Source organism: Trichocoleus sp. FACHB-90 (genome assembly GCF_014695505.1).
Taxonomy (GTDB): domain Bacteria; phylum Cyanobacteriota; class Cyanobacteriia; order Cyanobacteriales; family FACHB-T130; genus Funiculus; species Funiculus sociatus.
The window spans coordinates 90,580-114,395 of sequence record NZ_JACJOK010000026.1 but is presented as its reverse complement, the minus strand read 5'-3'; the positions used below and the strand labels follow the sequence as shown (position 1 = coordinate 114,395).

Annotated in this window: 20 protein-coding genes and 1 other RNA gene; 9 read left to right on the top strand and 12 right to left on the bottom strand. The window is 46.2% G+C overall.

Features of this window, described 5'->3' with window-relative positions; translation table 11 throughout:
• Positions 1–413 precede the first annotated feature (413 nt).
• From ssrA to H6F74_RS08045, 3 genes are all read right to left on the bottom strand, one after another.
• Positions 414–806, bottom strand: a transfer-messenger RNA (tmRNA) gene (gene ssrA, locus H6F74_RS08055).
• Between the two features lie 120 nt (positions 807–926).
• The gene (locus H6F74_RS08050; protein WP_190438820.1) at positions 927–2,630 is read right to left on the bottom strand and encodes a serine/threonine protein kinase; all 1,704 of its coding nucleotides are present in this window, start codon (positions 2,628–2,630) and stop codon (positions 927–929) included.
• A 119-nt stretch (positions 2,631–2,749) separates the two neighbouring features.
• Positions 2,750–4,972 carry a BamA/TamA family outer membrane protein gene (locus tag H6F74_RS08045; protein WP_190438817.1) on the bottom strand — a complete coding sequence of 741 codons (2,223 nt, stop codon included), beginning with the start codon at positions 4,970–4,972 and terminating at the stop codon, positions 2,750–2,752.
• A gap of 282 nt (positions 4,973–5,254) precedes the next feature.
• Here H6F74_RS08045 and H6F74_RS08040 point away from each other — a divergent pair, with 282 nt between their 5' ends.
• The gene (locus H6F74_RS08040) at positions 5,255–6,544 is read left to right on the top strand and encodes a lipid-A-disaccharide synthase-related protein (protein WP_190438814.1); all 1,290 of its coding nucleotides are present in this window, start codon (positions 5,255–5,257) and stop codon (positions 6,542–6,544) included.
• A gap of 222 nt (positions 6,545–6,766) precedes the next feature.
• On the top strand, positions 6,767–7,174 hold the full coding sequence (locus H6F74_RS08035) for a hypothetical protein (protein WP_190438811.1): 408 nt from the start codon (positions 6,767–6,769) through the stop codon (positions 7,172–7,174).
• Positions 7,175–7,370: 196 nt separating this feature from the next.
• Here H6F74_RS08035 and H6F74_RS08030 read toward each other — a convergent pair whose 3' ends face one another.
• Together H6F74_RS08030 and H6F74_RS08025 are read right to left on the bottom strand one after the other, a co-directional pair.
• Positions 7,371–8,096 (bottom strand): 2-phosphosulfolactate phosphatase family protein, encoded by a 726-nt coding sequence (locus H6F74_RS08030; protein WP_190438810.1) that lies wholly within the window; start codon positions 8,094–8,096, stop codon positions 7,371–7,373.
• A 250-nt stretch (positions 8,097–8,346) separates the two neighbouring features.
• On the bottom strand, positions 8,347–8,838 hold the full coding sequence (locus tag H6F74_RS08025) for a thioesterase family protein (RefSeq protein WP_190438807.1): 492 nt from the start codon (positions 8,836–8,838) through the stop codon (positions 8,347–8,349).
• Between the two features lie 364 nt (positions 8,839–9,202).
• Here H6F74_RS08025 and H6F74_RS08020 point away from each other — a divergent pair, with 364 nt between their 5' ends.
• On the top strand, positions 9,203–10,447 hold the full coding sequence (locus H6F74_RS08020) for a helix-turn-helix domain-containing protein (RefSeq protein ID WP_190438803.1): 1,245 nt from the start codon (positions 9,203–9,205) through the stop codon (positions 10,445–10,447).
• Between the two features lie 26 nt (positions 10,448–10,473).
• Entirely contained in the window at positions 10,474–11,019 is a 546-nt protein-coding gene (locus H6F74_RS08015; protein WP_190438800.1) for an RNA-binding protein, read from the top strand.
• 93 nt (positions 11,020–11,112) lie between these two features.
• On the opposite strand, the gene H6F74_RS08010 is transcribed toward H6F74_RS08015, so the two are convergent.
• A complete protein-coding gene (locus H6F74_RS08010) occupies positions 11,113–11,505 on the bottom strand; it encodes a hypothetical protein (protein ID WP_190438797.1) in 393 nt (130 codons plus the stop codon).
• 146 nt (positions 11,506–11,651) lie between these two features.
• Entirely contained in the window at positions 11,652–12,755 is a 1,104-nt protein-coding gene (locus tag H6F74_RS08005; protein WP_190438795.1) for an EAL domain-containing protein, read from the bottom strand.
• A 297-nt stretch (positions 12,756–13,052) separates the two neighbouring features.
• On the opposite strand from H6F74_RS08005, the gene rpiA reads away from it, so the two are divergent.
• Positions 13,053–13,763 (top strand): ribose-5-phosphate isomerase RpiA, encoded by a 711-nt coding sequence (gene rpiA / locus H6F74_RS08000; RefSeq protein WP_190438793.1) that lies wholly within the window; start codon positions 13,053–13,055, stop codon positions 13,761–13,763.
• Positions 13,764–13,839: 76 nt separating this feature from the next.
• Here rpiA and H6F74_RS07995 read toward each other — a convergent pair whose 3' ends face one another.
• Positions 13,840–14,037 carry a hypothetical protein gene (locus tag H6F74_RS07995; protein ID WP_190438790.1) on the bottom strand — a complete coding sequence of 66 codons (198 nt, stop codon included), beginning with the start codon at positions 14,035–14,037 and terminating at the stop codon, positions 13,840–13,842.
• A gap of 143 nt (positions 14,038–14,180) precedes the next feature.
• Between H6F74_RS07995 and H6F74_RS07990 the strand changes: the two genes are divergently transcribed.
• Complete coding sequence (locus H6F74_RS07990) at positions 14,181–15,362, top strand: aldo/keto reductase (protein WP_190438946.1); 1,182 nt, start codon at positions 14,181–14,183, stop codon at positions 15,360–15,362.
• Positions 15,363–15,431: 69 nt separating this feature from the next.
• The gene (mnmH, locus tag H6F74_RS07985) at positions 15,432–16,574 is read left to right on the top strand and encodes a tRNA 2-selenouridine(34) synthase MnmH (protein ID WP_190438943.1); all 1,143 of its coding nucleotides are present in this window, start codon (positions 15,432–15,434) and stop codon (positions 16,572–16,574) included.
• 224 nt (positions 16,575–16,798) lie between these two features.
• On the opposite strand, the gene H6F74_RS07980 is transcribed toward mnmH, so the two are convergent.
• Positions 16,799–17,905, bottom strand: coding sequence for a tetratricopeptide repeat protein (locus H6F74_RS07980; protein ID WP_199300973.1), 1,107 nt, complete (start codon positions 17,903–17,905; stop codon positions 16,799–16,801).
• 712 nt (positions 17,906–18,617) lie between these two features.
• Between H6F74_RS07980 and H6F74_RS07975 the strand changes: the two genes are divergently transcribed.
• Positions 18,618–19,247, top strand: coding sequence for a hypothetical protein (locus H6F74_RS07975; RefSeq protein ID WP_190438783.1), 630 nt, complete (start codon positions 18,618–18,620; stop codon positions 19,245–19,247).
• 194 nt (positions 19,248–19,441) lie between these two features.
• Here the strand turns inward: H6F74_RS07975 and H6F74_RS07970 are convergent, their stop codons facing one another.
• The 3 genes from H6F74_RS07970 to H6F74_RS30445 form a co-directional block, all read right to left on the bottom strand.
• Entirely contained in the window at positions 19,442–19,900 is a 459-nt protein-coding gene (locus H6F74_RS07970) for a YbhB/YbcL family Raf kinase inhibitor-like protein (protein WP_190438780.1), read from the bottom strand.
• Positions 19,901–20,200: 300 nt separating this feature from the next.
• Positions 20,201–21,955: a DUF262 domain-containing protein gene (locus H6F74_RS07965; RefSeq protein ID WP_190438776.1), complete on the bottom strand. Its 1,755-nt coding sequence runs from the start codon at positions 21,953–21,955 to the stop codon at positions 20,201–20,203.
• A gap of 230 nt (positions 21,956–22,185) precedes the next feature.
• Entirely contained in the window at positions 22,186–22,317 is a 132-nt protein-coding gene (locus H6F74_RS30445) for a hypothetical protein (protein WP_277875777.1), read from the bottom strand.
• Between the two features lie 101 nt (positions 22,318–22,418).
• On the opposite strand from H6F74_RS30445, the gene H6F74_RS07960 reads away from it, so the two are divergent.
• Positions 22,419–23,816: a carotenoid oxygenase family protein gene (locus H6F74_RS07960; RefSeq protein WP_190438772.1), complete on the top strand. Its 1,398-nt coding sequence runs from the start codon at positions 22,419–22,421 to the stop codon at positions 23,814–23,816.

The window sequence follows — 23,816 nt, the reverse complement described above, 5'->3', positions numbered from 1 at the left end:
GCGCCTAATTTAGCAGTATTTTTTTAATAAGGATGGGATTCGGTAGAAGCGATCGCTTTTAAAGAAAGCTTCACGCGGTTTTTGACCTAATATATTTAAAATAGTTCCAACAGCTAGAAACTTGTTTTATTGAAGAACCCGGTTTTTTGCCAACCCGCGATTTTACATCTTTTCGCGCCTCGCTTAAAGCTTATAAAAATAGTCACAGCATCGCTATCTGAATGTCACATTCATGTCACATTTGCTCGTTAGACTTTTGTTTAGAAGCATAGGTGAACTAAAAGCTTCTCACACCCATCAGTAAAGACCATGCTCCCTCAACTTAAGTTGAGGGAGCATTTTTTTTCTTGTAAAATTCAGCCAAAATAAAAATCACCTTATGCTTGATAAGGTGATTTTTGAAGTTTTAATTTAAGTGGAGCCTACGGGGATCGAACCCGTGTCCAAATTGGGTATTAACCTACCGCTCATTCACAGGTTTAGCCTATCTGACCCTCAAGGCGGGAACCATCCATTATCCCGGATGACAGGATGCACCGGTTTATCTTAGCTAGCAAGTCTACCAGTGAAGGCTTACTAGAGCATCCGTTGGGGTTGGTGTCTGCGGTCTTTAACGGAGTCGGACTACAGACGCTCGATGCCTCGTTAGAGGAAATTAGGCAATAGCAACTGCCTGACGACGAGCAATAGGAACGATGTTGTTCGCATTTACTTTTTTTTTGAGCCCGGTATTTCCGAGAGAAGACTCACTCTCGACCTGAATCACGGGGCAGCGTTCGCCAACCTGTCGAAACCATTAAGGCCCCATGTCGTACACTTCCCATTATATATATTTGTTGAAGGGGTGGGGAGAGTTTCGGGAGGTTTCCAGATAAATTATTAGGGTGTAATATCCGAACTACATGGATCGGTGAGAATGCGATCGCCTACTCTTTATCCTTATCCTTCTCTGGCTTCTCTGACTTCTCTGACTTTTCTGGCTTCTCTGGCTTTTCTCGCTCAAATTTTTGCTTCTTTTCGGCTACGGGTGCGGGTGGAGGTTCTGGTTTGATAACCGGGACGGTGATTGAAGGTGGTTGTGCAGTATTATCCCCAGATGAGGAAGCGGGTGCAGAATCTGAGGGCTTGCGATCGCTACGAGAAAATGGCGGCGGCACAGGTGCGGGAGCAGGAACAACTTCCACGCTAACATCAGGAACTTTTGGTGAGTTTGCCGTGCCATCCTGCTGTTGGCGATACTGCTCTCTTTGCTTGCGGATGTCTTCTTTTAGTTTCTCAATCCGCGAGTCGTTATCATCCTGTTTTGAAGTTGCTTCCTGATTCGAGTCACTTCCAGCAGTGGAAGTATTCGGCACAGGATTACCCGTGGCGGGAATTGTAACTTCAGGTGGCGGCGTTTGTACGCCAGAGCGATCGCGTTGTTGCTGGGATCTTCTTCTGCGGGACGATCTTTGATTTTGGACTGGTTGCTGTTGAGTAGCAGTGGTCTTAATTTTTACAGGTTTAGCAGTGCTGCTAGCATCCTGAGTTGGTGGTTTTTCAATTGATGGTTGTTCAGCGTTTGGCGATTTGGTTTGTGGAGGCGCGAACCAATTGGAACTAAAAGCGATCGCAATTCCCGAAGCGATCGCAATTCCTGAAGCAATCAAAACACTGCGCCATTTCAGTAATGAGGAGAATTTAATTCCCTCCTCCTTGCGGGGAGGATTAGGGAGGGGTTGATTTTTTTTGGCTTCTGGTGCAAGCTGAGGCACAAAAGCAACCGTAGGGGCTGTGTTTGTTGGCATCGCCGTAATTGACATACTGCTGGGGCCCTCAAACTGAGATGGCAATAGAGATAGCCACTCATCCACACTTCCAGGTCGGTATTGAACATCAACAGCCATCCCGCGCATCACCGCCTGATTGACAGCCGGACTCAGATGCGATCGCAAATCGCGGGGTGCTGGCATCGGTTGTCTGTTTCGGATCGTTGCCGGAGTTGGGACTCGTGCCGTCAACAAAGCGTAAAGCGTTGCCGCTAAACCATAAACATCTGTTGCTGGAGTCCGCTTTGCTTGGGGTAAGTATTGCTCAATTGGAGCATACCCTTCAGAAACAATATTTGTATGAGCTTGAGTCAAGTCGGGCGTAAACTCTCGCGCAATGCCAAAATCAATCAGCACTACCTCTTGAGTTCCCCCGCGCAGAATGATATTTTGCGGCTTGATATCCCGATGCAGCAGATTATTTTGATGCACCACCTTAACAGCTGCTGCAATCTGCCGGATAAAGTGGATAGCAGTTGTCTCTGGCAGAGGATTGTCTGGAAACACCACAGCTTGCAGAGTTTGACCAGCGATGTAGTCCATCACCAGGTAAGGCAACCCACCATCCATGAAGAAGTCATTCACCCGAACAATATTCGGATGGACGCACAACGCCAAGCGTCTTGCTTCATCCTGAAACTGGCGCTGGAACCGGGCAAAGTCAGGATGTTGACGCAGAGAATCGTTGAGGGTTTTAATCACCACAAACTGACCCAAGTAGTGATGGGTAGCTTTAAAGGTGACACCAAACCCACCCCGTCCCAGTTCTTCTAAGAGAGTGTATTTGCCACCCTGCAAAGTTTTGCCTACTAACGTATCCATGCGATCGCAAAGGATGAAGGACTAATTAATTCTAAAGGTAATGCTCGTTACCCAGTTTACGCCCTCACGGAATGCGTTCCCAGGCGTGAGCTGGGTAATGAGAAAACTCTAGAATTAGATTAGAATCGTTGCCCGATACCAAATTGCAGCCTACTGTCGCCTTGGTTATTGATGCCGAAGTCAGCCCGAATCAAGCCAATGGGTGAACTTAGACGCAGACCTGCTCCGTAGCCAAAGCCAGCCCCTGGCTTATCGCGCACCGTTCCGGGTTCTCCTGGTACTGTGTCGCCAGAACCTAAGTCTGAGCCAAAGTCAGCGAATAAAACTCCCCCGACTGGCTGGTAAATTGGGAAGCGATACTCAGCAGAGGCTAAGACAAAACTGCGACCGCTGGCGACATCACCACTGCCGTAACCGCGTACAGAATTGATACCGCCAAGATTAAATGCTTCGTAGGGCGGCAGGTTGCCAATTGTTGTGCCTCCCTGTACGTTAAAGGCAAGCACTTCTGCGTTTTTGTTGCCGATGAGATTGACTGGGACGTACTGGCTGTAGTTTGCTTGCAGACGGTTCATCAAAATATTGCCGTTACCGACTGGAATTGACTGTTCCGTACTGAGACTGAGTAGCGAACCTTTAGAGGGGTTAACCGGGTTGTCTCGGCGGTCTTGAACGACTCCAGCACTCAGCGCCACTTTGTCATCAATGCCATTTCCGCTGTAGGAAAGACGATTGCCTAATTCATCGACTGGGGAGAGATTGCCATCGCGATCGCGTATGCTGGTGCGGGTGTAGTTCAATCCCACCGAACCCTGAAAATCACCCACTGGTCGTGTCACTGTTACGCCGCCGCCGAACCGTCCTTCCCTAACTTGATCTCCGTTTGGCAGCTTCACATCTTCATTAAAGGTGGCGGAAAGCTCCCGCTGTCGAAAAGCATCGACGGAATATCCCAGGCGGTCGGGGTTGCTGGCGCGATAGGGACTGCTAAACTTACCGTCAAACTGTACGTCTCTGGGGCTTACCTGGAGATTACCGCCTAGTTGTTGGTTGGTGCCGCCCAAATTGCGATCGTTGTAGCTAAGCGTACCGTAAAGACCGCTATTGTCGCTGTAGCCGCCGCCAACGTTGACAGAACGAGATTTACCCTCGGTTAGTTCGTAAGTGACATCCACTTTTCGGGGGTCGCCGTTGAGAGAAACATCGGCGTTCTCAAATAGTCCCAGCTGATACAGTTGTTGCAAGTCGCCTCTTGCCACATCCACGCGGAACGGTTGACCTGACTTTAGCTTGATCTCGCGCAGCAGGAAATCCTCTTTAGTACGTCCTTGAGTTGGATTACCTTCTTTGTCTACAAAGCGGATTTTGACATCACCGACAATACCCTCGGCAACTTGAATTGCTAGCACTCCATCGCGACCCGGTTGCACAGCTATTACCTGCGCTAGTGTGTAACCATTTTTCTCATACCATTGTTTGATTTGTTGGACACCTTGGGTTATTGCCGCTGGGCTGATGTTTGTCCCTATCTGGGATTTGAAGATGTCGTTGGCAACTGCTGGCGTGAGGACTTGCGCGCCGGAAAGTTGAACGCTTCGCACTACCACTGGTGAAACCTGGAAGACTGCTCTCAAGCCATTTTTCTCAGCATAAGTAGTCACATTTGCATCGGCAAATAGTCCGGTTTCCAAAATCGCTGCAACATCTTTTTGCAGCTGACTTTGACTGGTATCTCCGCCGGGACGGGTGCTAATCGCATTTTGGGCAACTTGCTGCAATTCCCCCGTGACTCCCACCACTTGAACATCAGTTGCTGTGACTACCAAATCTGAGGAATTGACACGAGTTGGGGTAGTTCTTGGAGTCTGAGCTGTTGGTGTAAACTGAGGCGTGTTTATAGTTTCTGGTGCCGCAATTGCTCTAACTGGTGGTGTCGTGGCACTATTAACTGGGACAACAACTCTGTTACCATCTGCTGGTTTTGAAGTTGAAGTTGTTGATACTGGTCTGGCAGTGTTAACCGGGACAACTACCTTGGCATCTGCCAGTTTTTGGGTTGAAGTTGTTGCTACTGGTGTGGCACTATTAACCGGGACAACTACCTTGGCATCTGCCAGTTCTGGTGTGGCAGTATTAACCGGGACAACTGGGTTGGCATTTGCCAGTTTTTGGGTTGAAGTTGTTGCTACTGGTGTGGCACTATTAACCGGGACAACAAGGTTAGTGGCTTCCGCTTCTGGTGTTTGAGTTGGTGATGGGGTGGTGCTGGCTAAAGCGTTGGAACCTAAATCTGCGGCAGCCAGGAGAGCAAAGGTATAAATGGCAAGGGATGGTACGCGCATATTCTAAAAAATTGAATTTTGTAGAGGCATTGCCGAAAATACCTGACAAGGAATATTTTCTGCTAAGACAGGATAATGGTTTATCGCTTAAGTGGCTTTGTTGAAGAAAGACCCTTGCTTTTGCTCTCAGGTTCCAAGGTGCTGATTTGGGATGCAAGAATTTGGGTGGGACATCTTGCACTAGGTTTTTAGAACCCCACCCCCAAGCCCTCCCCACAATCGACAGATGGGGCTAAGAAACATCAAAAGTTTAAAATATAACATCCGTGGAAGAGGTATTTGATGAGGATATTATGCCTGAGTAATGGTCATGGGGAGGATGCGATCGCTTGTGCGATTTTGCAACAACTCCAGCAACAGTCTGATTCTCTAGAATTAGCTGCTTTACCGTTAGTGGGCGATGGACGCGCCTACGCCCAGTTGGATATCCCCATCATTGGCAAGGTGCAAACGATGCCCTCCGGTGGCTTTATATACATGGATGGGCGGCAATTGGCGCGAGATGTTAAAGGCGGTTTGCTGCAACTTACTCTCGCCCAGTACCAAGCAATTCGCCGTTCTTGCAAACGCGGTGGAGCAATCTTGGCGGTAGGAGACATTGTACCCCTGCTTTTTGCCTGGTTGAGTGGCGTTCCTTACGCTTTTGTCGGCACCGCTAAGTCAGAATACTATTTGCGAGATGAAGCTGGGCCATTGCCACGTCAGTCGCGGCGAGAACGTTGGGAAGGTTGGTCGGGTTCTGTATACTTGCCTTGGGAGCGTTGGCTAATGAGTCGTCGGCGCTGCAAGGCAGTTTTTCCCAGAGATGGACTGACAACCGAGACTTTGCAAAAGTTCTCTATCCCTGCTTTGGATTTGGGGAACCCGATGATGGACGGTTTGGAACCTTCTAGACGACCATCGGTATTTTATGCCTCAGATATTGAACTGCAAGAAACTAAGCGATCGCTTATTATTACTCTTCTCCCAGGTTCTAGACCACCAGAAGCTTACGCGAATTGGCAGCAAATTCTTCAGTCTTGCCTTAGCTTAATGAAGGCGTTTTTACCTCGTCCGGTGATGTTTTTAGGCGCAATATCACCAGGATTAAATTTAGAACCGCTGCGTCAAAGTTTGGAATTACAAGGTTGGCACGAGCAAAATGATGAAAGCGGTAAATTAGATGCTTCATCGTTTACTGTTCATCCCTCTGAAGTGGTATTTAAAAAAGAAAATGGCACTGTAATTCTTACCCAGGATGCTTATAACGATTGCTTACATCAGGGAGATTTAGCGATCGCTATGGCTGGTACAGCTACAGAACAGTTTGTCGGTTTGGGGAAACCTGCGATCGCCCTTCCCGGTAATGGCCCACAATTTACCCCAGCCTTTGCCGAAGCTCAATCTCGTCTTTTAGGGCCATCGTTAATTCTAGTTGACCAGCCAGCTAAAGTTGCCCATGTCGTACAGCAGGTACTACGCGACCCCGACCGACTGCAACTAATTGCTGAAAATGGTCTTCGCCGCATGGGAGAATCAGGTGCTGCGCGCCGCATTGCCTCCTGTCTGCTAGAGCGTTTGGGAAGAAGATGATCGGGCATTTTGTATTTTATTATGCAAGAGAGTAGCTGTAGGTATTACCATCTTTATAGAGGCAACTTGTTTTCGCTTTCAAACCGTGGGAAATTCTCTGAACCCCTCTCAGGCTTATGACTTATCCCCTAAGAGGTAATTTTAGAATTAATTGCCCACCTTTGCCAATAAACAGATTGTTTTGGTTCAACTAAGCAGTTGATTCTTGAGGTATCAAAATCCATGTATAAAATTGGTGTATTGGATGATGATGAAACCTGGTGTTTGATAATCGAGCGCTTTTTAAGTAAAGAATTTGAAGTTTTTACCTATAAAAGAGTATTTACTTTTTTACAAGAAGTAAATCAATATGATTTAGTAATAGTGGATTTTTCTATCCCTCCTGCCCAATATGAAAAAGGGATGGATGGTTGCGAAATAATCATGCACGTTAAAAAAACTCTTCCTAACCCTCCTTTATTAGTTTTAGTAACAGGATTTCTAAGCGCTACTAACTTAGAAGTGGGTCGAGAAATTTGTCCGGAAGCCGATGCTTTTATCGCCAAGGATGCCGGAATAGATGAAATTTTAAAAGAAATCAAACGCCTTCTTGCTTCTAAAGAAAAAGAAAATAACCCTCTAGCAGGATGAGCCACCCGCCCGCTTGGGTAGAGGCTAAATAATTCTTGTTGTCCGTCAGCGTTTGAAGGTTTGAAGGTTGGAAAGTTATTAGATTACCTCTAGTCAACGTTTCAACTTTCCAACTTTCTAACTTGACAACTCTTGGCGGACAACGGATAAAAAAACGAGCAATTGATATTGCAATTTAAAGACGTGAAAGCGCTGCTTAGGTGTTCTTGACCAATACCCCAGCTTCTCGCTGGATCGGGAGAACATCTAGAATATCAGTTTGGGCGCAATATTTAAGGTCTTCGAGGCAGTCCAAACGTAGAAGTCGTTGACCGTGGCTGGCGTGGTGGAACAATTCTAGTAAATTTTCCTGCCACTGGCGATAAAGAGCGATCGCGCCAAACACTTCATCATTTCCCATGTCTACATTTGCTTTGTCTGCAAGGGCAGAAGCGATCGCGCCAGCACACACCGTATCCTCTAGGGAAAAACTGCCTTCCCAACCAGAACCCAACAACCATACATTCTCTGGTTGCCGATCCAGAAGATACTGCACTGCTGCTTGACGATTAATCAAGGCAGCCGCCAGAACAACAGGAGATTCTTGCACTCGTTGCAGGGCGCGGGTGCCATTCGTGGTACTGATAAATAACCGCCGTCCCTGTACCCGTTCTGGAGTGCAATCAAGCGGAGAGTTGCCCAAATCGCAGCCAGTCACCTTAGCGCCACCTCGTTCCCCAGCACGCAGCCGCAGATCCGGCTCCCACTCTTCGCTGAAGAGCATCAATTTTTCCATATCGCTGAAGACTTGGACAGCCTCGGCACCAGCGTCTAGCGCTGTAGCAATGGTAGTGGTGGCACGCAGCACATCGATAGCGATCGCGCAGTCGGGAACACTATCCGGGGGCGTGAGTTCAGGGGTATGGTAAACAAATAATCTCACAAGCTAACTACACCTACAACGAAAGCTGCCGAGTAACATCTTACCTTTATCAGTGTCACTCAATAGCAACGCTCATGCTAAGGCGTTGCACGTATCCTTTGGCAACATCTAGCATTCTTATTTACTTATTACTTATTAATCCTCGGTTGTCATGCTTGTTTTTCCGGCTATTTGGATTATTTAATATTATTCTTAAACCCTATTCCTTTTAATTTTGCAGATCTAGCTTTAAATATTTTGTCTTCTCAATTTAGGTAGCCGAAAGTCTCGCCAAAGCTTCCTTCATCGCCGGTGGTAACTGGCGCATAATCTTACCCTTGTCCCGGTCAACCACTACCAAAGTAACTCGCGCCGTAGCAAATAGAGTTTGTCCATCGGTAGATTGAATTTTGTAATCCCAATTAATTCGCACGCCCTCGATTTCTGCCATCCGCGCCCTCACCACCGCCGTCATTCCCATCTGAATCGGTCGGTGATAGCGCAAAGAAAGATCGACAACTGGCATATCGCATCCCAAGGCTACCAGTTCGGAAAAGTTGATGCCAATTGAGCCCAAGCATTCCACCCGCGCTTCTTCCAACCAAGCAATATAGGAACCATGCCAGACAATGCCACCATAATCAGTGTGGTGAGGTTGCGCCCTTACTGGATATTCAAACCAGTTCTCAGTTGTTGCTGTCAGAGACAGGTTTTCGATAGCCCCCGTGGGTGGCAGTGATGGTGTTTGTGGTTCTTTTGACACTTTGCCAATCTTCACTCAATACACGATCTGGATTTTAACATCGTCGGGAAGTTCCTACTTGAAGAATTGGTAGTACAAGTGGGGATGATTCGTTGGCTTTTTTAGTAAGGGGGTGGGAGAGGGGTGAGAAATGTGTAGGGTTGATACCTTAGCAAAAGTGGAATATTTGACAACACACAATAGCAATATCCAGCTAAAGACGGAAATCTGCTTTGTGAACTAGCCCCATACCGAAGACCGTGATACCTTTAAAAATGGTGCGAGCGTCCTGTAACACAGGACGAAAAGAAACCCCCTGGCGGAAACTCGACATCTTCTAAAAGCCGAGTGTAAAGATTATAGATATTTAGGATACAATCCTATAATGACAATCGTCCGCCAGTATCGAGTGCGCCCAACTCAACACCAGTTAGTTACAATGAAGGAGTGGATAGGAGCGCTCAGATGGCAGTGCAATTATCGGTTAGCTGAAGGCTTTAAGTGGTGGAAGCAAAACCGTTGTAAAATTGGCGGCGATGACACAAGCAGTTGTGCGATCGCACCGCTAAAAAACAGTCCAAACTACTACATCCAAAAGCGCCACTTTAAAAAAACCAACGAGTTATTCCCATTCTATAAAAACATTTTTTTTCATTGGTTACAAAACTGCGTTGAGCAGGTGGCAATCCCTCGATACAATCGGAAAGCCCAGAAGCAACTTGAGCGATTACAGCCTCAGTTGTATCGCCATCAGGGTAGTAAGCATCAAGTTAAAATCAAACAACTTGAATTGGCACCTGTAAAGCTGGCTTCCCAACGTCAAAATTTTCGCTCCCAAACTGCTAAGTGGCTGTTAAAGCAATTGATGGTTGTTGATAAAGACTTGAATACCAAAAAACTCGCCCCAAGCAAATTGACATTTGTTACTGGTGCGGTAGAGGAGCAATTCTTATCTATCGTAGCGATCGCAACTGCGGTGGAGAGCAACTTACCATTTGGATGCTTGAATGCGGCAGGGGAGAATTGCCTATCGGCCATAAATCAAAAAGATTTTGGCGGCGATGCGGTTTTCAAGCCGCAGGCTGACAGATGGTATTTCTGTCCTAATTGCAGACTGGATCTCGAACGAGATGAAAGCGCAGTTAGGAACGTGGAAAAAAAAGCGGTGGGCATCTTGTCTGGAGGTCGGATCGGGAGAGAAAAAAAATCTCCCGTTGAGGGAGCATCCCTGTTTTGGAAAAACGCCCCACGACTAAAGGATACTGTTGGTCAATTCCCGAAAGGGCAGACCCTTCCCCGAAACAGGGAGGGGGTTACAGGCTCCCCCTTCCGAGAACAAAAATTCTTCCCTCTCTTATACGGAGGGGGCTGGGGGATGGGGTTGTCTGACGCTAACAGTATCTTAAAGTCGCGGCTCTCGCGTCCAAGCCTGCTTTTGCGGGCTTTAGGTAAGCCTGGGTCGGCAGGCTTAGACGCGAGAGCATCAAGGCAAAAAAGCCTGTGGGTATGTATGCAAAATTGGGATGCAGCTCTTATTGAAACGAAAAACCCCAAAATAACCCGTAAGGTTCAGCAGGGGGATACGTCACCGAAAATCGGGTTAAGTCGTCCGCTAAGCAATTTTGTTTAAAAATCAGAGTCTGGAGGTATCTTTCCATGTCAATTCGTCTATATGTAGGCAATCTGCCCAAAGAAGAAGTAGACCGTCAAGAGTTACAAACGATGTTTGGGGAAATGAGTGATTCCGTTTCCACCAAAGTGATTAAAGACCGTAAAACTGGTAAATGCCGAGGGTTTGCGTTTGTAACCGTGAAAACGGATGAACTGGCTGATGAAATTATTGAAAAGTTCAACGGTCAGATGTTCAAAGAAAGCCCTTTGAAAATAGAAAAGGCATTGCCGAGAGCTAAAGGTGAAGGGGAAGAGGAGGCTCCCCGTCCCCCAGCTCCAGCTCCCATTAAAGACAGCAACAAAGCCAGTGGTGGTGGCGAACGTAGCGGTGGTGGCGAGCGTACTGAGCGCAGCAGCGATCGCCCAAGCGGCGGCGGCGGCGGCGGTCGTCGTGGCGGCGGCAAGAAGTCTCGACGCTCCGATAATGCTGCTGTTAATGTTAATTCTGATTCAGACGCTTTTCAACCAGATCCCCGCTGGGCTGGGGAATTGGCAAAGCTGAAGGAGCTTTTGGCTGCACAAAGCAATTAGTCATTAGTCACCGAAAACTTTTAAGGTGGGCAATTTGTTAAAACCTAACAAATTGCCCACCTTTCAATTTTTAAACCTGCAAACGCCAACAGACTACTGAGTAATAGGAACTTGCAACCAGTCTTGCAGATGGTGTTGTAACTTCAATGCAAATTCTGGTCGCTGGTTAAAATGTTCGGTGCGAACGGGCTTGCGATCGCTATCCAAAGTCCAGCCGTAATCGCTGCTTAAGCGCAATTTGCCCTGCCAGTCAGAAACTGAGACAATTAGCGCACTGGCAGGGCTATTGTCTATTCCTTGAACCCGAAACACGTAGTTAAAGGTATTTTGGCTGGCGGCTGCAACCGTGGAAGGCTGACCGCATTTTTGAGCAAGACGCGATCGCACTTGCTCTGTTAGGTCTGGTTTCTCTAAATCTAAGAGAGTTTTTACTGCTAAGGTCAGAGCAAAATAAAATTCTTCAACAGGAACAAATTCAAGCTGCATACACACAATATCGGTTGTAACCGTTTGCATCTTACCGAAAAACTGGGTTTAAAGCGCCGCACCTTTAGGGACGTTCGACGAGTTAAGAGCTGCAATTGGTGTTTGAGTCTAGAATCCCCTGATGTTTACGCCGGAGAGTGTCAAAACTAATGGTTGTAATTGTAAGAGTCGGTGTAAGACAAAAGACTTAGCGGTAAATTAACTAAATCCAAACGTTGCTGCTGTAAAGTTATCTCAGGCATTGCCAAACCAAATCCCTGTCCATAATCTGCACCCAGTTCCCGGCAGAATTCAATATCTTCAATATCCTCAAGCCCCTCTGTCACCACTTTAATGCCAAAATTGTGAGCAGAATCCACCAAACTTGTGAGCATAACCTGCTTGAGAGCATGCTGACTGCAACCATGCACCAGTCGCTTGTCGATTTTAATTACATCTGGACAAAATTCCATAAAGTAGTTATCAGTAGAGGCGCAAGCGCACAAATCATCTACCGCAATGCCAAATCCCCACTCGCGCAAGCGGTTGATATTCTGCAACAGTCTTGGACACCTCAGCAGAGCTTCCACTTCGGTTAATTCAAATACAATTTGTTCTGGTTGTAGCCCCAAATCTAAAATTTGCTTTAAGTTTTGATCTAGAGAATTTACATCGCGAATAATCGCATTAGGTAATATATTAATAAAAAATTTTTGATTACTTTTAGTAGCAGCAATTGAGTCCAAACAAATTGTTCGAGCTAATTCATCAAACTCACAAGCCAACTGAGTTGACATAGCGGCTTCAATCAATTGATAACCGTTGAAGTCTGCTTCCCCATCGTCTTTGGCGCGTGCCAGACATTCATAAGCGATCGCTTCGCCGGATGAAAGGTCAAAAATTGGCTGATATTTGAAAAATATACGCTGCTTTGATAAAACATGAAAAAACCAACTGTATTTAACAGCCTTGGTAATTGTCACTATCGGTTGAGCTTTTAAAAAGTCTACCAGTAAACTTGGCAAATCGCAGAGCGATCGCGCAATAAAAAAGCGCGATCCAGCTTGGCTAATTTCAGAAAGTGCCTGACTGATATTTAAGAAAATACTGGCTACCTCATTCCGACTATCTATACTTCTATAGAAAAGTTGAGGAAGGACGGGAAGCTCCTGAAAACCAACTTTACAAAGACAACGACTTGTTTCCCAGTCATCTGGTTGAATAATTAAATAAAGCGGGTTAATTTTTGGCATTATAGCGGATACAACCATTTATTTAACTTATGTAACAAGATATACAAAACTAAAAAATACATTACGAAACCTCAAAGTATCTTCTATCTGAGGGTGTAAAAGGTATTACCAAAGGTACTATAAGTTGATTTTTTAAAAATGGGAAGAGTGCAGCCCAAATCGTTAGATTGCAGTAGCTTATGAGAAATAGCGTTGCCTCTTATGGCAAATTTCTCAGTATCAGAGTAATAAAAAGCGCACCTAGATAGTAGACTGACTGCAAGCAGCCACAGCCTGGGTATTGACCGGGGGCATAAATTCTAGGGAGTTTTCACAATGAGCGCAGAACAAGATCCGGTTAAGTTAATGAAACAGGAAGTAGGGAGGGCAGCCGCCGCCCGCGTCCAGTCTGGTACGATTGTGGGGCTGGGTACAGGCTCGACCACGGCGTATGCGATCGAATTTTTAGGCGATCGCATCAAAAAAGGCGAACTAAAAGACATCAAAGGCATCCCCACCTCATTTCAAGCCTCAGTGCTGGCAAAACAGTACGGGATACCCTTAACCACCCTGGATGAAGTTGACCACATTGATATTGCTATTGACGGAGCCGATGAAGTCGATCCGCAGCACAACTTGATTAAAGGTGGGGGTGCTGCTCACACCCGCGAAAAAATAGTAGATGCCCTGGCAGAGCAGTTTATCGTCGTCGTAGATAGCTCTAAGATAGTTGACAGACTGGGTTCCACCTTCCCTGTCCCAGTGGAAGTGATACCCCTAGCGATGACCCCAGTCATGCGTGCCATCGAAAAATTAGGTGGTAAACCAGAACTGCGAATGGGTGTGAAAAAAGCGGGGCCAGTGATTACAGATCAAGGCAACATGGTTATTGATGTGAAATTTGACAGCATCGACAACCCAGGCGAATTAGAAAAAACCTTGAATAACATCCCCGGCGTTTTGGAAAATGGCTTGTTCGTAGGGGTTACAGATTTAGTGCTGGTTGGTGAAGTGGTAGATGGTAAACCTGTAATTCGCGAACTTTAGCGATCGCGTAGCACAGCTACTTCATAGTTGGGGCTGAGGATTTCTTTTCCCCCCCAACCAAAATTACAATTATTCGCTACAACTTTTCCGGGATATACCTCATTTTGCCACCTACAACTGCTCCTGGTGGCACTTGTCCGTTAGATAGTGCAACCCAACTCACCGAAGCTTGAGGTCGGGAGCTAGTATGAGCCAGAATAGTAGAATTAGATGTCAGAATTAGAGTAATTGGTAAAACAGAGAGAGCGGCGGCACGGAGACTTTTTTTAGTCATTATTTACCTTAAAAATGATTTTGTTGGCTGATAAGCACAATTCTTTATCAGAAGCCTCTGCCTTTATTGAATCGTGTGAAAGCTATCAATTTTGTTAAACTACAAGCGCACTCATGCTGCTTCCTGATTAGCTCGTGTTTATGATGCAATATCGTCGCTTTGGGCGGACAAATTTACAGATGCCAGTGTTTTCCTGTGGGGGAATGCGCTACCAGTTTAAGTGGCAAGATGTCCCGGCGTGGCAAATTCCGGGCGAACATCAAAAGAATCTAGAGGAAACGATTTGCCGCTCGTTAGAAGTTGGAATTAATCATATTGAAACTGCTCGTGGATATGGCACCTCCGAGATGCAGTTGGGGCGCATTCTGCCAACTTTCCCCAGAGAAAAGTTAATTGTGCAGACAAAAATCAGCCCTAAGTCAGACGCTAAGGAATTTCGGCGGGACTTTGAAAAGTCGCTCTCTTACCTGAAGTTAGATTACGTTGATTTATTGGGGCTGCATGGTATTAATACCGCCGAATCGCTGCACGATAGTATTAAACCGGGTGGCTGTCTTTCTGTGGCACGGCAGCTACAAGATCAGGGGAAGGTTAGGTTTATCGGCTTCTCAACTCACGGGCCGACCGATGTTATTGTCAAGACGATTGAGACCGATCAGTTTGATTATGTCAACCTGCATTGGTACTACATTAATCAGTTTAATTGGGCAGCAGTTGAGGCGGCTTCTCGGCACGATATGGGCGTTTTTATTATCAGTCCTTCGGAGAAAGGAGGAATGCTATTTAAACCGCCGCAAAAATTGGTGGATTTGTGCTATCCCCTCAGCCCAATCGTGTTTAATGATTTGTTTTGTTTGAGCCATCCGCAGGTGCATACTCTCAGTATTGGGGCATCAAAACCGGAGGATTTTGAGGAACATTTGAAGACTTTGCCGCTGTTGGAGAAAGCGGAGTCAGTTTTGTTGCCGATTTTAGAGCGTTTGGAGAAGCAAGCGATCGCTACTTTCGGCGAAGACTGGGTGAAAACCTGGCACGTTGGCTTACCCGCACCCGAAGAAACTCCCGGAGGGTTGAATATCCAGGTGATTCTGTGGCTGAGAAATCTTGCGATCGCCTACGATATGATTGACTACGCCAAAATGCGCTACAACCTGCTAGGTAACGGTGGTCACTGGTTTCCAGGCGCAAAGGCAGACCGAGTGAGAGAACTAGATTTGCGGCAATATCTGGCACACAGTCCCCACGCTGACCAGATTCCCGCCTTACTTGAAGACGCGCATCGGCTACTCGGCGGTCAAACTGTTAAAAGGCTTTCGCAACAATAAGAGAGTGAGGAGTTATGAGTTATGAATTATAACTCCTCAATATTCCCCATTCCCCATTCCCAAATTTCAATGTTGCGATCGCCTAATTATACTAAGCTGCCTTTTACAGAAACCTATAGCGACATTATCGATGTCCGCTCACAAAGCGAATTCACCGAAGATCGTATTATAGGTGCCATTAACCTGCCCGTCTTGAATGACGAAGAACGCGCCAAAGTAGGAACGCTCTACAAACAATGCCCTTTCACCGCCCGGAAATTGGGAGCCGCCCTAGTCGCCCAGAACATCGCCCAGCACCTCACCACTTACTTTGCAGATAAAGAAAAAGACTACCATCCCCTCATCTACTGCTGGCGTGGCGGACAGCGTTCTAACAGTTTAGCGATGGTCGTGAGCCAAATAGGTTGGCAAGTCACCATCATTGAAGGTGGCTACAAAACCTACCGCGCCTATGTGCGCGAACAACTAGAACATCTACCAGAAAAATTTACCTACCGGGTGTTAGCGGGAATGACTGGGAGCGGCAAAACCCACATCCTGCGCCACTTGGCGGCTCTTGGCGTTCAGGTGCTGGATTTAGAAGGTTTGGCTAACCATCGCGGTTCCCTGCTGGGTGAAGAGTGGGAGAGTAGGAGAGGCGAAGACAAGGAAAAAAAAGTGTTGTCCCCCAATCCCCAATCCCCAGTCCCCAGTCCCCAGTCCCCAGTCCCCAATCCCCAATCCCCAACCCCCAGCCCCCAATCCCAGCCCTCGCAAAAACACTTTGAATCGCTGCTGCTGCACGAATTGCAAAGCTTTGACCCCAACTTGCCAGTATGGGTGGAAGCGGAAAGTAACAAAATTGGGCGTGTTTATTTGCCCAAATCTGTGTGGCAACAGATGCAACAATCTAGTGGTGTGGAAATTGAACTACCATTAAATGCCAGAATTCAGTGGCTATTGCAGGAATATCCCCAATTGATTGCTCACCCAGAAGTTTTGAAGGGGAAACTAGAAAAGCTGAAATCCCGCTATGGAGGGGAAAAAATTAAGGAGTGGTACAGGCTCATTGATGCCCAGGAGTGGGAAAATTTGGTAGGAGACTTGTTAGCGTGTCACTACGACCCCAGCTATAACCATGCTATTCACCGCTGTTTCCCCAAAATAGAGCGGGTGCTTTCTCTGCCAGAGTTGTCCGATGCTAGTGTTACCGCATTGCTGAAAGAGTTTTGAGGTTTGAATTTTGTGCAGTAACCAACCCCTTCAACTGGTAGCCCAAATTCCAAAATATAGAAGCCCCAGCTGATGTTCTACTTTGTGACACCAGTGGAGCTGAGGAAGCACTTAGGAGGTATCTTGCAGTCTAAGTTATCCGATGAAATGTCAATCAGTGCAGACTTTTAACAAGTTCTTAATTGTTAGTTAGCCATTGGTCAGAAAACGTTAATTATATAACCTCAGCTTCGCTCTTTTTTCAGTTCTCGGAGGGCAGAATCCGCTCTCTGAGAGTCTTCCTTGTGTCCCTGACGACGGAAGAGATCGCGGGCTTGCTCAAAGGCAGCGATCGCGTCTTGAATGCGATCGCGCTTTTTGAGTGCCGTTCCCAGATTATAGTAAGCTTGTGCATTCTGCGGCGAGATTTCAATCAGCCGCCGATAGGCGACAATCGCCATCAGAAAATCCTGCTGTTTCATTAAAACATCAGCCACTCCAGCCTGTGCTTCCACTAAATCAGGCTGCAAAGAAGCCGCTCGTTGATAAGCTTCTAAAGCACCATTAAGATTATTCTGTTCTTGTAAAAGTTTGCCAATCTGGAGATTTATTTGAGGATTACGCGGTTCCATCTGCGCTATTCGTTGTAAGGCCGCAACTCCAGCCGCAGTGTTGCCTTGCTTCAAGTAAGCGGTTGCCAAATTTAACTGCAAGCTGGTATCCTTGGGAGCCAGCGCCACAGCTTGCTGGAAAGCCTGAACAGCTTCTCTAGAACGCCCTTGCTTCATCAGGGTGGAGCCAATAAACTTGTGTGCTTCCAGATTTTGCGGATCGAGCGCGATCGCGCCTTGATAGGCTTGCATCGCCCGGTTATAATCTCCTAAACGCTGTAGCACCACTCCCAGCCCCAGATAAGCATTGAGATTTTTACTGTCTAGCCCAGTAGCACGCGCGTAAGCAGCAGCAGCACCAGCATTGTCTCCTAACTGCCCTAGACTGTAACCAAGTGCATACTGGAAATCAGCATTCTTAGGTTCAAGAGTGACAGCCTGTAGATAAGCGTTAGCTGCTTGGCGATAATTTCCCTGAAGCGCCTCTAAATAGCCGATAGCAGAAAAAATCCGGGGATTTTTCTTATCCAGTTCGGCGGCTTGTTGATAAACTTTCAATGCTTTGGCAATCTCTCTTGCATCCACCAACTTACGCCCTTGGCGCAGCAGGTTATTCACCTGTTGGTTGCTTTTTACACGAAGTGAGTCCATCCCTTCAGAAGCGTGAACCACTGGGGGGTGTACAGTGGCGATTCCTGCCAACAACAAGGAACTGGCTGCTATGATGGTCTGTTTTTGCACGGTCAATCTTATTTTAAGTTTCTACTATTGCTCAGTGCTACGAATGCGATCGCATTGAACCCATAATGGCAAAATCTGGATCTATGTCCCAAATTTACCAAAGAAGGTTTTTTGAGGACAGTAAATGATTGTAACAATAACTGATGTCATTCAAGCATCTGTGATTTTTTGCTGGTATTCGAGAGACAAGAGCGCGATCGCACTCTTGGTTATTCCCTGTGTGTTTGAACTGGGAGAGCTTTGAAGCGATCGCTTCTCCTGGTAATTCGTCCTACACCTCTTTTAAAAAGGGGAGCCGATGCCGTATTGCAATTGATTTCAATCCCGCCGCACACAATCGTAGCGCTTACCCGCTACGGGATTTAGGCCCCTGCCCGGTTTACATTTTACCCCGTCCGGATACATTTATTAACAATCCGGTAATTTGTTGCTCATTCCCGCCATAGGAAGTGCTGTAAAGCTCAGGCAATTTTATTATCTATAGTTAACAAATTTCCCCCTCAATAAAAAAGTTATTTCTCAAGATATATAGACATTTAATAAACCTTGTTTCTAACGATAGATATAGTCTATAAAATTGTTATTTCTAACGATAGACCCGATACTTCTTCCGACTGGCAGATGCAGCAAATAAAATAACGCCTTAAATTAAATTCAACGGGTGAAGAGCAAGAAGAAGTAACTTTGAAAGGGCAAGGGAGATAAATCAGTTATGTCATACGCAAATCGGGAAGATCGGGTTGCTGTCCAGCCTCCTGTAGGCAATCAAATTGTTGAGTACCATGACCGTGTAAGATGGGGCCCTATCATTGCGGGTATTGTCACAGCTTTGGCTACCCAACTAATCTTAAGCGGCATAGGAATTGCAATTGGTGCCACTAGCATTGCAGGTTCAGGCGCACCTAGAACTAATGCACCTGATGTTGGTCAAGCAGTCGGAATCTGGTCGATTATATCTTTATTCCTTTCATTGTTGATTGGTAGTTGGGTAGCAGCCCGTGCCAGCGGCCCGATGAACCGCAACACAGCTATGCTTAATGGAGCTATTCTTTGGGCTACTACTTTGGCATTAAGTTCATGGTTATTGGCTAGTGGAGTAACAGGTGCGTTCGGCATCCTGGGGTCAAACGCTGGAGAAATTGTTAATCAAGTACAACAACCAGGCGGCGTTGATATACCTAACAGTGCACCTAATGTGGGCGTAACTGCTCAGCAAGCTCGTAACATTGCTGGCAACACAGCCAAAGCAGGTTGGTCGTTTACAATTGGTTCTCTATTAGGTTTAGCAGCATCATTGATTGGTTCTTCTATTGGTGCGCGTACCCCCCGCACTTATACATAGGAATTTGAGTAAAAAATCAAATCCTTAAGCTTGTTTTTGGCACTTTTGAAAGCACTTTGAAAAGGTGCTTTTTTTTGTATATAATTTCCGGTTAATTACCTGCAAAGCGACCTCTCCCTGGAGCAGGGAGAGGACATAAAATGCTTTTTTATACTAATCGCCTTATCTAAAACTTTGAGCTTGTTTTCAGTTAGTTATTGCTTGCGGCTATAGCGTCCCATTAGTTCGGCGGCGGCGAGAATATGACCATCCATTGCCGCTTCCAACTGGCTTTTAGTTAAACCCGATGCCAAATCTAAAACGCGATTTAAAGCATAGAGTCTGAAGAAGTACCGATGCGTACCACTGGGAGGACAAGGGCCACCATAACCTAAATTACCAAAATCATTTTTTCCTTGAGAGCCGCCATATTTCACGTTGGCTTCAGTGGGGACAGCTTCGGGTAGCTGGAGAATTTCCGCTGGCAAATCGTAGAGAACCCAGTGAACAAAAATTCCTGCTGGCGCATCCGGGTCATCAACAATTAAAGCAAGACTTTCAGTACCTGTTGGTGGGTTAGTCCAACTCAGAGGAGGAGAAATGTCTGCGCCGTCGCAGGTATATTTAGACGGTATTAAACCATCGGCAGAAAAAGCTGTACTTTTAAGTTTCATCGTCTCTACTGCGAGTTTTTGACGATTGGTAGGGGTAACTGGCGAATTGCTTAAATTGGTAAAATTGCAACTTGCTGTTCGTCAACCCTGCTAATCCCAGTAGATTAGCGCTTTGTCGCTGAAAAATTCGTCGTCCTTTGGGATTAAGCACGCTTAATATTTTGCCGTTGTGCGAAGAACAATAATCGCACTCAGAGATTGTTCAGGCTACGGCTTTCATCCCCCAACAACTTTAGCTGGCTGTTTTCCACAACCATAGCGTCAGACGCGATCGCCCATTGTCCTGTTCGCACTCAAATTCTAATTTTCTACCTCTTTTGCCGCCTCGCGCAGAATCGGCTTACCCATTGCCTTCTCAATCCGATCTAAAAGTGCATTTTTTCTAGCTTGGAAGAAGGCATCAAAATTATCTGTGCGTAAACTAGCTGGATCTATAACGTGCGATCGCAAAATCTCATTCAGATTTTCTTCTAATATGTCTGATTTCTTGTGAATATCGGTTAAGTAAATGCTTGGTGCTTTACCTCCAATCATCTTATTAGTTTTGGCTGAAAGTGGGGTTTTGTTGATCGCGCAGTCGTAAACCTCGGCTGCAATGCCGTTGTTGTGGCACCAGTATCGCGGAAAAATGTGATGGATATCAATAGATTCATTAAACTCCATCAGAGTGTCGATGGGATAACTTGTAAAGAAGTCGCAACCACCATCCCTCAACAACAAAGCAGATAAACCTTTATAAGCAGCACTTTTGCGAGTATAGAGACTCAAAAGACGGTCAGGAGCAAAGTTAGCATCTCTGATTGTGTCAGGTTCAGCACCACAACCATTAATCCAGTCTCTTACTTGTGGTACATCTTTCGCTAAACGACTTTCAATGGCACTATTGTAGAGTTCGCCAAAAACTCCACACCAATACCAATTAGCTAATTTTGCAATTGCTCCCGCGCCAATAGTGCGATCGCCAAGTGCTGCAAAAATAGCTGCAAGGGCTGTAAGCTGAGTTCGATAAGGCAGATCGCGATCGCTAAATATCTTTTGCGTGTGGAGGAATTTTGCCGCTTGTTCAAACCCTTGAGTAACTAAATCAGCCCCTTTCTTGTATTCCTCCACCTTCAGGTTCAAAATATCTTTTCGTTTACAGCTTACTGAGGATTTTTCAAGGGTAGCAAGTAACGTCACCGCCTGTAAAAAATCAGTGTTTTCAATATTTCTTAGTACCTGATACTTCTTCAGTGCCTCCTCTCGTGTTGCCCAATCTTCTCGGAGGTTGAACATATCGGCTGCAAAAGTTGCTGTGACTAGCTCAAAAACAGTAAGAGATACACCACCTGTATTCATTTTCTCAAAAACTTGACATACTGCCTCTCTAGGTGTTTCCTTATGCAGCACAATAACGGGTACATCGTAATGCTCAAACTGCTTTACAATGTCATTATTAAATTTATTAAAAAACTTGACTTTTTCTTTTTCGTAATCCCAGTATTCGTTATGACTTGTCATCCAGTCGGAGGAGTCAAAAATTTGTGAAACCGGGAACATTTCATTTTGGTACTCTTTTTCAGGTGTCGAGTAGTCTGCCACAATTTCTTTACCAAAATTACGGATTATCTTATCCTCTGGGACGCTGATGATAGCTTCCTCACGGTCAATATTTGGATCGAGCGCTTTGGCGATATCAATGTAATACCATCGGTAAATTTCTTTGCCTCGTGTATCTTTTGTTTTGACTGGTTTCCCTGATAGCAATGTCTGAAAAAGCGAGGTCAAGCGCTGCTGCCCATCTAGAATTAGTTTTCCTGGTTCTGTGGGATTATCGAGTGTCACTCCTTCAATTGGGCGAGGTTGGAATCGCACATCAGGATTACCTGTTTCCAGCATCATCACTGCTCCAATTGGGTAAGAAAGTGAAATGCTGGCTAACAAGCTGCATATCTGGTCATCGTTCCAAACCCAGCTACGCTGAAAGTCTGGCAGTTGAGTTTTTCCATCTTTAGTGCTTCGCAACAGGTCAAGTAATGGGATACTCTTGCTATCAAAGTTTTTAACTGGTGGCATATCGTTTCTAGTAGTGATTGCAGCAGAGCTAATCAGAAAGCTCTATTTAAAGTATTCCCAAGAGCAAGCTCCAGCTAACAGTGACAAAAAGTTAACAAAGCACTCAGATAGAGGTTGATGGATTGGCATTAGCAAAGTGTGCGATCGCTACAATTAATAGACTAAGCCTCAAGCTTTAAACGCAGCAGTATGGTACAACAACTACCAAACGATACCGCAGCAGCTATCATCTACCCCGATAGGAGAATATTTCGCAACTGGATGATAGGCAATAATCGCAGCGCAGCTTGTTTGGGACACAGTGATTTGCTTTCATCCATGTAGAGATGGATGCGATCGCATTTACCTCTAAGTGCTAACACACCCCAACCACTTCAGCAGTGTGTTTCCACAACCATAGTGCGAGACGCGATCGCCTTGGCACAATCAAAATATAGAAAAGACAACTGACTCAGCACAACGCATGACCACAACAGCAGTCAATCTCTATCTAGAAGGTAACTTTGCGCCAGTACGGGAAGAAATAGCAGCAGATAACCTGAAAGTAATCGGCGAACTACCCCCCGATTTATCCGGGATGTTCGTGCGAAATGGCCCCAATCCGCAGTTTCCACCTATCGGTAACTATCACTGGTTTGATGGGGATGGGATGTTGCACGGAGTGCGAATCAACAACGGTAAAGCTGAATATCGCAACCGTTACATCCGGACGCGGGGATTTAATATTGAGCGCGAAGCTGGTAAGGCAATTTGGACGGGGATGATGGAACCGTCGCGGGGCAACAATCCCTACAATTTTCCTAAAAATACTGCTAACACCGCTCTAGTGTGGCACGATGGGCGACTGCTGGCGCTTTGGGAAGGGGGTGAACCTCACGCTATTAAGGTTCCCAGCTTAGAGACATCAGGCGCTTACACTTACGACGGCAAACTGGCTTCTGGTTTCACCGCCCATCCCAAGGTAGATGCTGAAACTGGCGAGATGATGTTCTTTGGCTACTCGTTTGCTCCACCTTACCTAAAATACAGCGTCGTTTCAGCAGGTGGTGAGTTATTGCGAACAGTTCCCATCGACTTACCGATGGGGGTGATGATGCACGATTTTGCCATCACCGAACACTACACCATTTTTATGGATCTGCCGCTAACCTTCAGCATGGTACGAATGCAGCAGGGTAAACCAGGGTTGATGTTTGAACGCGATCGCCCTAGTCGTTTCGGAATTCTCCCCCGTCATGGCGATAACCGCAACATCCGTTGGTTTGAAAGTTCTCCCTGCTACGTCTTCCATACCCTGAACGCCTACGAAGAAGAGGATGAAGTGGTGCTTATCGCTTGTCGCATGAGTTCCACGACTGTCTTAACGACTGATATGACACTCGGTGAAAATGACGGAGACGCTGCGCGTCTGTACCGTTGGCGGTTTAACCTCAAGACGGGTACGGTAAAAGAGGAAATGCTGGATGATGCGCCATCAGATTTCCCCCGTCTGAACGAACAGCTAATGGGACGACCGATGCAATACGGTTATACCGGAAAGATGGCAAATAATCCTATGCCTTTGTTTGAAGGTGTTATCAAGTATGACTTCAGCAGCGGTAAGTCTGAAACTCACAAATTTGGACGGGGACGTTATGGCGGTGAGGCGGTATTTGTTCCCCGTCCTAATGCTACTGCTGAAGATGACGGTTGGCTCGTCACCTTCGTTCACGAGCGGGAAACAGACACTTCAGAACTGGTGGTAGTGAATGCCCAAGACGTGACATCTCAACCAGTGGCGCGGGTTCTCATCCCTCAGCGCGTGCCTTACGGCTTCCACGGTGCATGGATTTCTGAAGAACAGTTAGACGCTTCTGTCTAA